The 15,334-nt window shown below is 69.2% G+C and carries 9 protein-coding genes; 7 read left to right on the forward strand and 2 right to left on the reverse strand.

Going from position 1 to position 15,334, the window contains the following annotated elements; genetic code table 11:
- Nucleotides 1–107: 107 nt before the first annotated feature.
- Entirely contained in the window at nt 108–2,756 is a 2,649-nt protein-coding gene (locus tag C1703_RS19680) for a transglycosylase domain-containing protein (protein ID WP_232840533.1), read from the reverse strand.
- Nucleotides 2,757–3,159: 403 nt separating this feature from the next.
- On the opposite strand from C1703_RS19680, the gene C1703_RS19685 reads away from it, so the two are divergent.
- The 4 genes from C1703_RS19685 (at nt 3,160) to C1703_RS19700 (ending at nt 6,950) form a co-directional block, all read left to right on the forward strand.
- A complete protein-coding gene (locus tag C1703_RS19685; protein ID WP_114254111.1) occupies nt 3,160–3,834 on the forward strand; it encodes a PadR family transcriptional regulator in 675 nt (224 codons plus the stop codon).
- A gap of 44 nt (nt 3,835–3,878) precedes the next feature.
- The gene (locus C1703_RS19690; RefSeq protein ID WP_114254112.1) at nt 3,879–4,961 is read left to right on the forward strand and encodes an inositol-3-phosphate synthase; all 1,083 of its coding nucleotides are present in this window, start codon (nt 3,879–3,881) and stop codon (nt 4,959–4,961) included.
- An 89-nt stretch (nt 4,962–5,050) separates the two neighbouring features.
- Nucleotides 5,051–6,313 carry an MFS transporter gene (locus tag C1703_RS19695; RefSeq protein ID WP_114254113.1) on the forward strand — a complete coding sequence of 421 codons (1,263 nt, stop codon included), beginning with the start codon at nt 5,051–5,053 and terminating at the stop codon, nt 6,311–6,313.
- A gap of 124 nt (nt 6,314–6,437) precedes the next feature.
- Complete coding sequence (locus C1703_RS19700) at nt 6,438–6,950, forward strand: hypothetical protein (protein ID WP_114254114.1); 513 nt, start codon at nt 6,438–6,440, stop codon at nt 6,948–6,950.
- A 100-nt stretch (nt 6,951–7,050) separates the two neighbouring features.
- Here C1703_RS19700 and C1703_RS19705 read toward each other — a convergent pair whose 3' ends face one another.
- Entirely contained in the window at nt 7,051–8,496 is a 1,446-nt protein-coding gene (locus C1703_RS19705; RefSeq protein WP_114254115.1) for a CCA tRNA nucleotidyltransferase, read from the reverse strand.
- A 255-nt stretch (nt 8,497–8,751) separates the two neighbouring features.
- Between C1703_RS19705 and C1703_RS19710 the strand changes: the two genes are divergently transcribed.
- The 3 genes from C1703_RS19710 (at nt 8,752) to C1703_RS19720 (ending at nt 15,330) form a co-directional block, all read left to right on the forward strand.
- Nucleotides 8,752–11,157: a DUF6049 family protein gene (locus tag C1703_RS19710; RefSeq protein ID WP_114254116.1), complete on the forward strand. Its 2,406-nt coding sequence runs from the start codon at nt 8,752–8,754 to the stop codon at nt 11,155–11,157.
- 43 nt (nt 11,158–11,200) lie between these two features.
- Complete coding sequence (gene murJ, locus C1703_RS19715; RefSeq protein WP_114254117.1) at nt 11,201–13,471, forward strand: murein biosynthesis integral membrane protein MurJ; 2,271 nt, start codon at nt 11,201–11,203, stop codon at nt 13,469–13,471.
- Nucleotides 13,472–13,611: 140 nt separating this feature from the next.
- The gene (locus C1703_RS19720) at nt 13,612–15,330 is read left to right on the forward strand and encodes a protein kinase family protein (protein ID WP_114254118.1); all 1,719 of its coding nucleotides are present in this window, start codon (nt 13,612–13,614) and stop codon (nt 15,328–15,330) included.
- The last annotated feature ends 4 nt before the right edge of the window (nt 15,331–15,334 follow it).

Raw genomic sequence — 15,334 nt, forward strand, 5'->3', positions numbered from 1 at the left:
CAGCAATACGCCGAGGGCCGCCGCACCCGAGTGGGTGCGGCGGCCCTCGTTTCACGTGAAACAGCCTGACGTTTCACGTGAAACACCCAAGCCGGGCGAGCGTTCGGCTATCCGGCAGGGCCTCCGAAGAAGCCTCCGTTGCCATTGCCTCTGGTATTGCCACCGTCCAGATTCGTGTCGGTCGGTGTCGGCTCGGGAGTCACTCCTCCGTCCGTGCCTCCGCTGTCCGCGCCGCCGTTCTGGCCGCCGCCGTCGTTCTCGCAGCCGAAGAAGCCACAGGTGTCGCTCGGCGAGGGCGACGGGAGCGTCGGGCTCTCGCTGGGCGTGGCGCTCGGCGACTCGGACGGCGTCTCGCTGGGCTGCTCACTGGGGGTCGGAGTCGGCGACGGGGCACCCACCGCGTCCTGGACCTCGCCGATCTTCTCGGCCTCCGGGAAGCCGGGGTCGGGCTCGCCCTTGAGCGCGGCCTTCATGTACTCGGTCCACACTTCGGTGGGGGTGTCACCACCGTGGATGGACTTCTCACCCGCCGTGCCGTTCATGGAGAGCAGCTTGGCGCTCTTGGGATCCTCACGGAACATCGCGATCGAGGTCGATAGCTGCTGGGTGTAGCCGACGAACCACGCGGACTTGTTCTCGTCCGTCGTACCGGTCTTGCCGGCTGCCGTACGGCCCAGGGCCAGTGCCTTCTGACCCGTACCGTTCTGGATGACGTTCTCCAGCACGTCGGTGACGTTGTTCGCCACCTTCTCGGGCATCGCCTGGGTGATCCTGGGCTTCTTGAAGCCGTCGACTTCCTCCCCGTTGAACTTGACGCTGGTCACCGAGTACGGGGCGGCCTGCTTGCCGGCGGCGGCGAACGTCGCGTAGGCGTCGGCCATGCGGATCGCGCTGGGGGTCGAGGTACCGAGCGCGAATGACGGGTTGAGCGTGGCGAAGCTGGCGTCCAGGATGCCGGCCTTCTCGGCCACGTCCCGCACGTTCCTCATCCCCACGTCCATGCCGAGCTGCACGAACGGCGTGTTGACGGACTGCTCCATCGCCTTGCGCAGGGTGATGTAGCCCCAGGGGTGGTCGCTCTCGTTCTCCTGGTAGAAGGGCGTGTTGTCCTTCTTCAGGACGTAGGAGCCGTCGTTGTTCCGGACCTTGAGGTGGTCGTTGCCGTTGTACTTGCTCAGCGGCGAGAGGGGCCCGTCGCTCCGATAGGTGCCGTGCTCCATGGCCGCGGCGAGCACGAACGGCTTCCACGTCGAACCGACGGGGACACCCGAGGTGTCCGCGTTGTTGTTGAAGTGGCCCTTCTCGTAGCCGGCACCACCGTAGAGGGCGACGATCGCGCCGTCCTTGGGCTTCACCGACGCCGCGCCGAACTGGACGTGCTTGTCCAGCTCACGGTTCTCCGGGTCGAGCTTCTCCTTCTCGACCTTTTTGACGGCCCTGGCCAGCGCCTCGACCTTGCTCTTCTCGAAGGTCGTCCTGATCTGGTAGCCGCCCTGGTCGAACTGCTGCTCCGTGATGTTGGAGTGGTTCAGGACGTACTTCTTGGCGGTGTCCACCAGGTAGCTGATCTGGCCGCTCATGCCCTTGGTGGCCTTGCGGCCCTGAGGCATGGGGTAGTCCTTGATCGCTTCCTGGTACTGGGCGTCCGTGAGCTTCTTGTCGTTGTGCATCTGCTGGAGGATCCAGCCCCAGCGCTCCTTGGACCGCTTCTCGTTGGCGTCCTTCGTCGCCGAAGGGTCGAGGCTCTCGTTGCCCGCGGGGTCGTAGTAGGTCGGGCCCTTGAGCAGGGCGGCGAGGAAGGCGCACTCACTCGGCGTGAGTTCGTCCGCGTTCTTGCCGTAGTACGTCTGCGCGGCGGCCTGGAGGCCGTAGGCACCACGTCCGTAGTACGAGGTGTTCAGGTAGCCCTGGAGGATCTCCTTCTTGGAGAGCTTCGTGCCCACCTTGATGGAGATGAACATCTCCTTGAACTTACGGGTGATCGTCTGTTCCTGGCTCAGGTAGGTGTTCTTGACGAACTGCTGGGTGATCGTCGAGCCACCCTGCGTGTCCCCGCCCCGGGCCATGTTCGCCAGCGCACGGGCGATACCCATGGGGTCGACGCCCGAGTCCTGGTAGAAGGTCTTGTTCTCGGCCGAGATGACCGCCCACTGCATGGCCTCGGGGATCCGCTCGATCCCGACGTTCTGCCGGTTCTGGCCTTTGCCCGTCGCCACCATCTGCTGGCCGTTGGACCAGTAGTAGACGTTGTTCTGCGACAGGGCCATCGCGTTCTCTTCGTTGGGGACGCCCACCATGGCGTACCCGATGCCCGCCACGGCCACCAGGCTGCCGATGAACCCGATAAAGAGGCCGGAGACGAGCTTCCAGGAGGGCATCCAGCGCTGCCAGCCGTACTTGCCGGCCCGTGGATAGTCGATCAGCCGTTTCTTGTCGGAGACGGCGGCGCGCCCTCGGCCCCGCCCGGGTCCGGCCGGACCGCCGGGAGCGGCACGCCGGCCACCACGGGCCGGCTCGGCGGCTCTGCGACGGCCGCCCCCGCTTCTCTGCGCCGCACGCCGGGCCTCGGCACGGCCGCCGTACGGACGCTCCTCACCCCCCGAGCCGTAGGAACCCGACCCATAGGAGTCGGACGGAGACTCGGTGGCGCCTCGCGGTGCCGCGCGGCGGCCGGAGGACGAGCCGGGCTGGCCGCGTCGGGCCGCGGCACGTCCGCCTCCCTGCGGCTGCGGCGGTTTGCGACGGTGCTCGCTCATCGAACGACTACTCCTCGGGCAGGCGCACCCTTGCGCGCCTGGAAACGGCGGCTGGTTTCCGGTCCCCCCGAAGTACGGATGCGGTCGGCTCCGCATTCATCGGTCCCGCATGCACCCGTACTACACCGAAGACGACGACGCCCTCAGACGTCACGTGGTTCCCGGTGATGTGCATGGCGCACAGACTACGCACCGCCAAAACCACCTGAGCCCCAAAGTTCACCTCAAATCAGGCAACTCGCGTCTGATGAATCGGTGATGTGACCCCGTTCACCACACCCCCTCTTGTCGCATGCGGAAGGCCGTTCTATCGTCGTGATGTATCGAGTCGATACATCAGCTCGACACATCGGCCCGAGACATCGAGCGGATACATGCGCACCGCGGCAGAGAGGAGGCGACGATGAGCCGGCGTTCCGGGATCCTCGAGTTCGCCGTACTCGGTCTGCTCCGCGAATCTCCGATGCACGGCTATGAGCTGCGCAAACGACTCAACACGTCGCTGGGCGTCTTCCGTGCGTTCAGCTACGGGACGCTCTACCCCTGCCTCAAGACGCTGGTCGCCAACGGCTGGTTGATCGAGGAACAGGGGAGCGACGCCGAGGCCGTCCCCCTCACCGGCCGCCGCGCCAAGATCGTCTACCGGTTGACGGCGGAAGGTAAGGAGCACTTCGAGCAGTTGCTCTCGCAGACCGGGCCCGACGCGTACGAGGACGAGCACTTCGCCGCCCGTTTCGCTTTCTTCGGGCAAACCTCACGCGACGTACGCATGCGTGTGCTGGAGGGCCGCCGCAGCCGGCTGGAGGAGCGTCTGGAGAAGATGCGCGCCTCCCTGGCCCGCACCCGGGAGCGCCTCGACGACTACACGCTTGAGCTCCAGCGCCACGGGATGGAGTCCGTGGAGCGCGAGGTGCGCTGGCTGAACGAGCTCATCGAGAGCGAGCGGGCGGGGCGGGACCTCAAGGGTCCCGCTTCCGGGGGGCCCGACTCGCGTGACACCACATCTGGAGCGTCGGGCGGCCTGCCCCGGCCGGGGGACGACCCCCGTCCGGATACGCCCGACGACACCGCCACGTGAGAGCCCGCCCAGGGCCTCACTCGTACACACAGGGAGCAACCGGAATGGGTTCGGTTCGCGTAGCCATCGTCGGCGTGGGCAACTGCGCCGCATCGCTGGTGCAGGGAGTCGAGTACTACAAGGACGCCGACCCGGCGTCCAAGGTGCCGGGCCTGATGCACGTCCAGTTCGGCGACTACCACGTCCGCGACGTCGAGTTCGTCGCCGCGTTCGACGTGGACGCCAAGAAGGTCGGTCTCGACCTCGCGGACGCCATCGGCGCCTCCGAGAACAACACCATCAAGATCTGCGACGTACCCCGCACCGGCGTGACGGTCCAGCGCGGCCACACCCTCGACGGCCTCGGCAAGTACTACCGCGAGACCATCGAGGAGTCCGCCGAGGAGCCCGTCGACGTCGTCCAGGTCCTCAAGGACCAGCAGGTCGACGTCCTCGTCTGCTACCTGCCCGTCGGTTCCGAGGACGCGGCGAAGTTCTACGCCCAGTGCGCCATCGACGCCAAGGTCGCCTTCGTCAACGCCCTTCCGGTCTTCATCGCCGGCACCAAGGAGTGGGCGGACAAGTTCACCGAGGCGGGCGTCCCGATCGTCGGTGACGACATCAAGTCGCAGGTCGGCGCCACCATCACGCACCGCGTCATGGCGAAGCTGTTCGAGGACCGGGGCGTGATCCTGGACCGCACGATGCAGCTGAACGTCGGCGGCAACATGGACTTCAAGAACATGCTCGAGCGCGACCGCCTCGAGTCGAAGAAGATCTCCAAGACGCAGGCCGTCACCTCCCAGATCCGCGACCGCGAACTCGGCGAGGGCAACGTCCACATCGGCCCGTCCGACTACGTCGCCTGGCTGGACGACCGCAAGTGGGCCTACGTCCGCCTTGAGGGCCGCGCCTTCGGTGACGTCCCGCTGAACCTGGAGTACAAGCTCGAGGTCTGGGACTCCCCGAACTCCGCCGGCGTCATCATCGACGCCCTGCGCGCCGCGAAGATCGCCAAGGACCGCGGCATCGGCGGCCCCGTGCTCTCCGCGTCGAGCTACTTCATGAAGTCCCCGCCCGTGCAGTACTTCGACGACGAGGCCCGCGAGAACGTCGAGAAGTTCATCAAGGGTGAGGTCGAGCGCTGACGCGCTGCAACTGATCGCTCCTGCCAGGGCTGTGAGGGTCCCCGGGTCGTGCGACCCGGGGACCCTCCCCGTATGTGAGGCTGTGCCCCATGGCCGTCGTCCGTGACCTGCGCGTCCTGTTGCGCTTCCAGGGCTTCCGGCGCCTGCTCGCCGTGCGCCTGCTCTCCCAGGGTGCCGACGGCGTCTACCAGGTCGCGCTCGCCGCGTACGTCGTCTTCTCCCCGGAGAAGCAGACCTCGGCGGCCGCGGTCGCCTCGGCGATGGCGGTGCTGCTGCTCCCGTACTCGCTCGTCGGCCCCTTCGCCGGTGTCCTGCTGGACCGCTGGCGACGCCGTCAGGTCCTGCTGTACGGCAGCCTGTTGCGCGCCGTGCTCGCCTCGGCGACAGCCGTGCTGATGCTCAGCCCGGCCCCCGACTGGCTCTTCTACGTCTCCGCCCTGTGCGTCACCGCCGTCAACCGCTTCGTCCTCTCGGGCCTGTCCGCCGCCCTGCCGCGGGTGGTCGACGCCGAGCGCCTGGTCCTCGCCAACTCCCTCTCCCCGACCGCCGGAACGCTGGCGGCGACCGCGGGCGGCGGCCTCGCCTTCGGCGTCCGGCTGGCGTTGGCGGACTCGGACGCCGCCGTGGTGCTCGTGGCGGCCGGGCTGTACCTGGGCGCGGCGCTGGCCTCGCTGAGCATGGCGCGGGAACTCCTCGGCCCCGACCGGAGCGTGGCCCGCGTGCGCATCGGGACGGCGATCACGGGCACCGTGCGCGACTTGGTGGCGGGCGTCCGTCACCTGGCCGCGCCGCCGCGCCGGGAGGCCGCCTGGGCGCTCGCGGCGATGTCGCTGATGCGGTTCTGCTACGGCGCCCTGCTGGTCATGCTCCTGATGCTCTGCCGGTACGCGCTCACCTCGTCCACGGACGAGGGACTCGCGCTGCTCGGCCTGGCGTTGGGCGTCTCGGGCGCGGGCTTCTTCGCGGCCGCCGTGGTGACGCCCTGGACCGCGGGGCGGCTGGGCCCCGGCCGCTGGATCGTGGTGTGCGCGGGCGCCGCCGCGCTGCTGGAGCCGGCTCTCGGCCTGCCGTTCGCCACCGCGCCGCTGCTGGCCGCGGCCTTCGTCCTGGGTCTGACGACCCAGGGGGCGAAGATCGCCACGGACACCATCGTCCAGTCGTCCGTCGACGACGGCTTCCGTGGCCGGATCTTCTCGGTTTACGACGTCCTCTTCAACGTCTTCTTCGTCGGAGCAGCCGCCGTTGCCGCGCTGATGCTGCCGCCGGACGGCCGTTCCGTGCCCCTGGTGATCACGATCGCCGTTATCTACGCGACAGTAGCGGTGAGTATGGGCCGATTTGGCCGTCAGTAAGTGTCACATCAATGACACAGAGCCACATCTGACTACTGCGCTGTCAGTGGGGACCGCTACCTTACGTGGGTCTTATCTCGCGACATGTTCGCGTCACTCTTCCATGTTCTAGGGGGACCCCCAAGTGACTACTCCGCCGCCCCAGGGCAACCCGTTCGCACAGGGTCAGCCCGCGGGTCAGCCCCAGGCCCCGTACCCGCCGCAGGGCGGCTACCCCCAGCAGCCCGGTCAGCCCGGCTTCCCGCCCCAGGGCGCGGCTCCCTACGCCCCGGTCCCGCCGCAGCCGTCCGGCCGCAAGCTCAGCTTCAAGACCATCAAGAACATCGTGATCGTCCTGGCCGTGGCGAGCGTGGCCATCGGCGGTTACATATCCAGCCGCGACGACGCCAACACGGCAGCGGTCGGTGACTGCATGCACCGCGGCAGCAGCAACGACGAGAACCCGGACCTCGAGGTCGTCGACTGCGGTGACGCGAAGGCCCAGTACGAGGTGCTCGCCAAGGTCGAGGGCAAGTTCCTCACCGACGCCATGGCTTCCAGCAAGTGCGAGACCGAGGCGAAGGACTTCCAGTACGTGTACACCCAGAGCGGTGACGGCAAGGACTTCCTGCTCTGCCTGAAGGACCACAAGAAGTAGGGCAGACGCAGACAGGGGCGGTGTTTCACGTGAAACACCGCCCCTCGTGCTGTCTCCACGGGGTCATGTTTCACGTGAAACATGACCCCGTTTCACAGCCTCAGCCCTCCTGGCCGGCCCACCACTCCTTGAGAGCCGCCACCGCTGCGTCATGCTCCATCGGCCCGTGCTCCAGCCGCAGCTCCAGCATGTGCTTGTAGGCGCGGCCGATGACCGGACCGGGACCGACGCCCAGGATCTCCATGATCTGGTTGCCGTCGAGGTCCGGGCGGATGGAGTCCAGCTCCTCCTGCTCCTGGAGTTTGGCGATCCGCTCCTCCAGGCCGTCGTACGCCCGCGACAGGGCCGCCGCCTTGCGCTTGTTCCGCGTGGTGCAGTCCGAGCGGGTCAGCTTGTGCAGGCGGTCGAGCAGCGGGCCGGCGTCACGGACGTAACGGCGGACCGCCGAGTCCGTCCACTCGCCGGTGCCGTAGCCGTGGAAGCGCAGGTGGAGTTCAACCAGCCGTGAGACGTCCTTCACCAGTTCGTTGGAGTACTTCAAGGCCGTCATGCGCTTCTTGGTCATCTTCGCCCCGACCACCTCGTGGTGGTGGAACGAGACCCGGCCGTCCTTCTCGAAGCGCCGCGTACGCGGCTTGCCGATGTCGTGCAGCAGGGCGGCCAGCCGCAGCGTCAGGTCGGGGCCGTCGTCCTCCAGCTCCATCGCCTGCTCCAGGACGATCAGCGTGTGGTCGTAGACGTCCTTGTGCCGGTGGTGCTCATCACGCTCCAGGCGCAGGGCCGGCAGCTCGGGCAGCACGTGGTCGGCGAGGCCGGTCTCCACGAGCAGCGACAGACCCTTGCGCGGGTGGCGGGACAAGATCAGCTTGTTCAGCTCGTCCCGCACCCGCTCGGCCGAGACGATCTCGATCCGCCCGGCCATCTCCTTCATCGCCGTGACGACCTCGGGAGCGACCTCGAAGTCGAGCTGAGCCGCGAAGCGCGCGGCCCGCATCATCCGGAGCGGATCGTCCGAGAAGGACTCTTCCGGCGTGCCCGGCGTGCGCAGCACACGCGAGGCGAGGTCCTCGAGCCCGCCGTGCGGGTCGACGAACTTCTTCTCCGGCAGCGCGACGGCCATCGCGTTCACCGTGAAGTCACGGCGGACGAGGTCCTCCTCGATGGAGTCGCCGTAGGACACCTCGGGCTTGCGCGAGGTGCGGTCGTACGCCTCCGACCGGTAGGTGGTCACCTCGATCTGGTAGCCGCCCTTGTGGGCGCCGACCGTGCCGAAGGCGATCCCGACCTCCCAGACGGCGTCCGCCCACGGGCGGACGATCTTGAGCACGTCCTGGGGGCGGGCGTCGGTCGTGAAGTCCAGATCATTGCCGAGCCGGCCCAGCAGCGCGTCCCGGACCGAGCCGCCGACCAGGGCAAGTGAGAACCCGGCCTCCTGGAAGCGGCGGGCGAGGTCGTCGGCGACAGGAGCGACCCGCAGCAGTTCACTCACCGCGCGGTGCTGCACCTGGCTCAGGGCACTGGACTTTTCTTCGTTGGCGTTCGGCACAACAGAAGAGGGTACGTGGCCCGGGCGACCGCGAGCTCCCCCATTACCGGTGCGGACACGTCCCTCAATACGCGCACAAGACCCGCCCATGAGAGGGAAAGAGCCACTCACCGCCATAGGCCGCATACCGGACGGCTCGCCATCGGCCCGCGATCTTGTCGAGCGGACCGCGGCACTTCCCCTCAGCGCGCATCGTTACCATGCGTGGACGCACATTCCGACGACCACTGACGACGACGAGGGACGGGCGAGCGCGTGGCCGAGGCGGCAGACTTCCAGGGGACCAGTGCCTCACCTGCCCGCCGGTGGCTGCGGCGCACCGGAGCACTGCTCGCCGGTGCGCCCCTGCTGGCCGGACTCCTCCAGTTGCCCGCCGCCACCCCGGCGGACGCGGCCGGGCCGGAGTCCCCGCAGGCTGCCTCCGGCGCGGGCTCGGTGTCCGTCGCGGTCGACTCGCTCAGTCCCAGCGCCCCCACAGAGGGGGACACGGTGACCGTGTCGGGCACGGTGACCAACAACGGCAGGCAGGCCGTCACCGACGCCCACGTCGACCTGCGGGTGGGGCCCTCGCTCGACACCCGGTCGGCCATCGACACCCTCGCCAAGAAGAGCGACGACGTCCAGGGCCCCGCCGGCGAGGAGATCGGCGGCAAGTACGCCGAGAAGTTCCCCAAGCTCACCCCCGGCGTGGCGGAGCCCTTCTCCATCTCCGTGCCGGTCGACGAGCTGGACCTCGGCCGGGACGGCGTCTACCAGCTGGCCGTCGCGCTCTCCGGGGAGACCGCCGCACAGCCCTGGGACCAGGTCCTCGGCATTCAGCGCACATTCCTGCCGTGGCAGCCGGAAGAGGCCGGCACGAAGACGAAGACCACGTTCCTGTGGCCGCTCGTCTCCAGCGCCCACATGGCCGCCGAGACGGGGTCGAACGAGCAGCAGACGCCGGTCTTCCGCGACGACGAACTCGCCGAGGAGATCGCGCCGGGCGGCCGCCTCGAACAGATGGTGTCCCTCGGCAAGGGCCTCGACGTCACGTGGGTGGTCGATCCGGACCTGCTGGCCTCCGTCGACGCGATGACGAAGAGCTACCAGATCCGCGGCGCGGACGGCACCACCACCCCCGGCAGGAGCCAGGAGATCGCCAAGAGCTGGCTCGCCGAGCTCCAGCAGGCGGTCGCGGGCAAGGACGTCGTCGCCCTGCCGTTCGGCGACCCGGACCTGGCCTCCCTCGCCCACGACGGCACGAAGGTCACCGGCTCCCTGAGCCACCTCAAGGAGGCCACCGACGTCGTCGACGACACAGTGGGCACGATCCTCCACGTGAAACCGTCCACGGACTTCGCATGGCCCGTCGACGGCGCCGTCGACCCGTCGATCGTGAAGGTGGCGACCTCCGCGGGCGCCGACAAGGTGATCGCCCGCAGCGACAGCCTCCAGGACGACCTGTCGTACACGCCCTCCGCGGCCCGGCCCATCGGCGGCGGCACCACGGCGGTCGTCGCGGACTCCAGGATGTCCACGGCGTTCCAGGGCAACCTGACGAAGGCCTCCGCCTCCACGCTCGCCGTGCAGCGTTTCCTCGCCCAGAGCCTCACGCTCGGCCTGCAGACCGGAAAGCAGCGCAGCGTCGTCGTCGCCCCGCAGCGCATGCCGTCCGTCAGCCAGGCCCAGGCCATGGCCGAGGCCCTGGCGGCCCTCGAAGGCGGAAACTGGTCGGAGTCGCAGGACCTCTCCGCCGCCGCCAAGGCCAAGCCGGACCCGTCCGCCAACACGAAGGTGCCGCCGGCCTCCGCGTATCCCCGTTCGTTGCGCACCCAGGAGCTCGGGTTGGCCGCGTTCCAGCAGATCGCGACCACGCAGGGCAAGCTCGACAAGTTCAAGGTGATCCTGACCCGCCAGTCGCGGGTCGTGACCCCCTTCGGGCGGGCCATGAACCGCGAGATGTCCACGTCGTGGCGCGGCAAGGACGTCGCGGCGCTGGCGTACCGCAACGGCATCGAGTCGTACCTCGACGGGCTCATCGACAGCGTCAAGCTGATCGAGAAGTCGGAGACCAAGCTCTCCGGCCGCAGCGCCACGATCCCGGTGACCGTCCAGAACAACCTGGTCCAGGGCGTCGAGCACCTGGAGCTGCGGCTCACGTCGCAGAACCCGACCCGTCTCAAGATCGGCGGTGACGCCTACGAGGAGCAGCGCGTCACCGTCAACGGCGGCCACAGCCAGTCGGTGAAGTTCACCACGTCCGCCAACGCCAACGGCCGGGCGAAGGTCACCGCGCAGTTGTACACGGAGGACGGCCGGCCGTACGGTGACGCCGTCACCTTCGACGTGAAGGTCACCGAGGTCACGCCCACCGTCATGCTGGTCATCGGTGGCGGCGTCCTGCTCCTGGTTCTCGCCGGCTTCCGGATGTACACCCAGCGCAAGCGCGCGGCCGCACGCGACGCCGCCGAGGACGACACCGCCGGGACGGACGACGGCGCCGGCAGCCCGCAGGCCCCCGTCGGCGCCGGGCAGAACCCGGAGGCCCCCGGCGACCGTCTCGAGGAGGAGTCCGAGACCGGCTCCCGGGCAGACGCCCCCGAGCAGCCGAGTGACCCGGCCCCGGACACCGCAGCGGAAAACGCCGACCCGTCCGGCACGGGTGAGAGAGTGGACCGTTGATATGTCGTGGCCGGTGGGCCCGGGACGATGAGGTGGGGTAACCATGAACGCGCCGTACGACGGTGACCACGGCCGTGCCGTGGGCGACTCGGGCTACCCCGAGTCGGGCGGGCCCGAGGGCGCGCCGCCCCAGCACGGCCAGGTGCCGCCGCAGCCGCCCGCGGACATGTACCTCCAGGACGCCTACGCCCAGGACCCCTACCGGGCGCAGGACCTCGCCGCCCAGGACCCGGTCGCCGAGGCGCTCTACGACCGCGCGGCGCACCCGCCGCCCCCTCCGGGCACGTACCCGCCGCATCAGATGTACGCCCAGCCACCGCAGTCGCCGTACGCCCCCGACCCGCGGGTGTGGGCCCAGACCCCCGCGCCGGAGCCGGAGGGCCCGACCCGGCACCTGCCGTACGGCGACGACCCACGCACCACCCAGTTCGTGGGTGTGGACGACCTCGTCTCCCAGGCGGGCGGCGAGCCGCGCCAGGAGCCGGACGCTTTCGCGCACCTCTTCAGGGACCAGCAGCAGGGCAGCGGTCACCCCTCGTACGAGTCGCCGGCGGTCCCCGGCCCCTCCCCGGCCCCGATGGCACAGGGCCAGTACGCGACGCCCGACCAGGCCGCGGCGACACCGCCCCCCGTGGACGAGACGTCCGCCCAGGAGCCGGCCGCCTCACCCGCTCCGAAGAAGGCCGGCCGCGCCGCGGGCCTGATGAAGTCCAGCGCCGTCATGGCCGCGGGCACGATGGTCTCCCGCCTCACCGGCTTCATCCGCTCCGCGCTGATCGTGTCCGCCATCGGCGTCGGTTTCCTCGGTGACACCTTCCAGGTCGCCTACCAGCTGCCGACGATGATCTACATCCTCACGGTCGGCGGCGGTCTCAACTCCGTCTTCGTGCCCCAGTTGGTGCGCGCCATGAAGGACGACGAGGACGGCGGCGAGGCGTACGCCAACCGGCTGCTGACGCTCGTCATGGTGGCGCTCGGCGCACTCACCGCGCTGGGGATCTTCGGCGCACCGCTCCTGATCCGCGTCATGTCCCCTTCGATCGCCAGCGACCCCGCGGCGAACCAGGTGGCCATCACCTTCACCCAGTACTTCCTGCCCACGATCTTCTTCATGGGCGTCCACGTGGTGATGGGCCAGATCCTCAACGCCCGCGGGAAGTTCGGCGCGATGATGTGGACCCCGGTGCTGAACAACATCGTCATCATCGCGACGCTCGGCATGTTCATCTACGTCTACGGAACCGCCGCCGACTCCGGGATGAAGGTCACCACCATCCCGCCGGAGGGCCAGCGTCTCCTCGGCGTCGGTGTGCTTCTCGGCCTCGTGGTCCAGGCGCTGGCGATGATCCCCTACCTGCGCGAGACCGGCTTCCGGCTGCGGCTGCGCTTCGACTGGAAGGGCCAGGGCCTCGGCAAGGCCGTCACGCTCGCCAAGTGGACGGTCCTGTTCGTCCTCGCCAACCAGGCGGGCGCCATGGTCGTCATCTGGTTGTCCACCGCGGCGGGCAAGGCCTCGCACGTCGACGGCACCGGCATCTCCGCCTACTCCAACGCACAGCTGATCTGGGGCCTGCCGCAGGCCATCATCACGGTCTCCCTCATGGCGGCCCTGCTCCCGCGTCTGGCGCGCTCGGCGGCCGAGGGCGACGGCGGCGCCGTCCGCGACGACATCTCCCAGGGCCTGCGCACCACCGCGGTCGCGATCGTGCCGATCGCGTTCGGTTTCCTCTCGCTCGGCATCCCCATGTGCACGCTGATGTTCGGCTCCACCGGCGTCAGCGAGGCCACCAACATGGGCTACATGCTGATGGCGTTCGGTCTCGGCCTGATCCCGTACTCCGTGCAGTACGTGGTCCTGCGCGCCTTCTACGCCTACGAGGACACCCGAACGCCCTTCTACAACACGGTCATCGTCGCCGCGGTCAACGCCGGCGCCTCGGCGGTCTGCTACTTCGTCATCCCGTCCCGCTGGGCCGTGGTCGGTATGGCGGCCTCGTACGGACTGGCCTACGCGATCGGCGTCGGTGTCGCCTGGCGCCGGCTGCGCAAGCGGCTGGGCGGGGACCTCGACGGCGCCCGGGTCCTGCGGACTTACGCCCGGCTGTGCATCGCGTCGGTCCCGGCCGCCCTGCTCAGCGGCGCGGCCGTCTACGGCATCGGACATACGCTCGGCCAGGGCGTCGCGGGCTCGCTCGCCGGGGTCTTCGCCGGCGGTGCCGTTCTCCTCGGGATCTTCTTCGTCGCCGCCCGCCGCATGCGCATCGAGGAACTCAACTCGCTGGTCGGCATGGTCCGCGGTCGCCTGGGACGCTGAGACGGGGGGTAGGCGCACAACCATCGTCAGCCGCCGCGTGTCGTGCATAGCGGCGGACTGTGGGCACAATTGGTTTCGGCGTCGGACGGCGCGCATCGGATACCGGCCGGCGCGCAATGGATGGGGAGGCAGGAACGACGGTGGCGGAACGGAGTACGGCTGCCGTCGACGTGGCAGACAACAGCGACGAGACGTCGCTGACCGCACAGGCGGACCAGTCCACGGCCGACGGTGTGGCCAAGAACCGGGAGCGGGACACGGACAGCGACGAGGTACAGGAGAGCACCCGGACCGACGGTTCCGGAAAGACCTCGCCGCCCGAACTGCACAGTGGTCACAAGCTCGCCAGACGCTACCGCCTCGAGGAGTGCGTCACCCGTCTGGACGGTTTCAGCAGCTGGCGGGCCGTGGACGAGAAGCTCCGCCGCGCCGTCGGCGTGCACATCCTGCCCGCGGACCATGCGCGGGCCCGCTCCGTGCTGGCCGCCGCCCGCTCCTCCGCCCTCCTGGGCGACCCCCGCTTCGTCCAGGTTTTGGACGCGGTGGAGGAGAACGACCTCGTCTACGTCGTCCACGAGTGGCTTCCCGACGCGGCGGAACTGACCACGCTCCTCGCCTCCGGGCCCCTGGAGCCGTACGACGCCTACCAGATGGTCAGCCAGATCTCCGCCGCCATGGCCGCCGCCCACCGCGAGGGCCTCGCCCATCTGCGGCTGAACCCCAACGCCGTCCTGCGCACCTCCACCGGCCAGTGGCGCATCCGCGGCCTCGCCGTGAACGCCGCCCTGCGCGGCATCTCGTCCGACACCCCGCAGCGCACCGACACGGAGGCCATCGGCGCCCTGCTGTACGCCGCGCTCACCCAGCGCTGGCCGTACGAGAGCGACGCCTACGGGCTGTCGGGCCTGCCGAAGGACATCGGCCTCATCGCACCCGACCAGGTGCGCGCCGGTGTGCACCGCGGTCTGTCCGAGCTATCCATGCGCGCGCTCGTCAACGACGGAGCCACCGCCTCCCGCCACGAGTCGCCGTGCACCACTCCGGAGGAGCTGGTGAAGGCGATCGGCGAGATGCCGCGCATCCGCCCGCCGGAGCCGGCGTTCACCGCCCCGCCCGAGTACCAGCGCACGACGTACCAGCAGGGCACGTACGGCCGCCAGTCGGCGCGTCCCGGCGCCACCCAGCCGGTCCCGGCCCCGCCGCCCCCGCTGCAGAGCCGTACCGGCAAGGCCCTGAAGTGGGCCGTGTCCGCTCTCCTGATCGCCGCGCTGGGCCTCGGCAGCTGGCAGCTGGCCGACGCGCTCATGGACCAGGGCGGGAAGACGGACGACCCCGACAAGACGCAGAACACCGAGGACAACGACAAGAACAACAAGTCCGAGGCCCCGAAGCCCCTCGCCATCAAGGGCGCCAAGGAGTACGTCGCCAAGGGCGACGCCCAGCACCCCGCCGACGTTGCCAAGACCTACGACAGCAACACGTCCACGGGCTGGCGCACCAGCAGCTACCTGGACGGCCCGAAGATGGTGATAAAGCCGGGCGTCGGCATCGTCTACGACCTCGGCTCCGAGAAGGAAGTGACGGCCGCGAACCTCTCCCTGCGGTACGGCGGCAACCACACCACGGTCGAGCTGTACGCGACCGACACCCTCGGTTCGTCCACCCCCCTGAGCTCCATGAAGAAGCTCGGCACGGCGACCACGAGCAGCACCTCCGCGAAGGTGACCGTCGGCAAACCGGTGAAGAGCCGGTACGTCCTGGTCTGGCTGACGGCGCTGCCGTACTCCGGTGACGACCCCGCCAACTACAGCAGGCCGGGCTACAAGCAGGCCATCACCGAAGTGAAGTTCACGGGCTGAGCTC

It is taken from the genome of Streptomyces sp. Go-475 (assembly GCF_003330845.1).
In the GTDB taxonomy this organism is placed as follows: Bacteria; Actinomycetota; Actinomycetes; order Streptomycetales; family Streptomycetaceae; genus Streptomyces.

Excerpts from the sequence above, each read along its gene's own strand:
- C1703_RS19680 (WP_232840533.1), bottom strand. The coding sequence starts at position 2,756 with ATGAGCGAGCACCGTCGCAAACCGCCGCAGCCGCAGGGAGGCGGACGT.
- C1703_RS19685 (WP_114254111.1), top strand. The coding sequence starts at position 3,160 with ATGAGCCGGCGTTCCGGGATCCTCGAGTTCGCCGTACTCGGTCTGCTC.
- C1703_RS19690 (WP_114254112.1), top strand. The coding sequence starts at position 3,879 with ATGGGTTCGGTTCGCGTAGCCATCGTCGGCGTGGGCAACTGCGCCGCA.
- C1703_RS19695 (WP_114254113.1), top strand. The coding sequence starts at position 5,051 with ATGGCCGTCGTCCGTGACCTGCGCGTCCTGTTGCGCTTCCAGGGCTTC.
- murJ (WP_114254117.1), top strand. The coding sequence starts at position 11,201 with ATGAACGCGCCGTACGACGGTGACCACGGCCGTGCCGTGGGCGACTCG.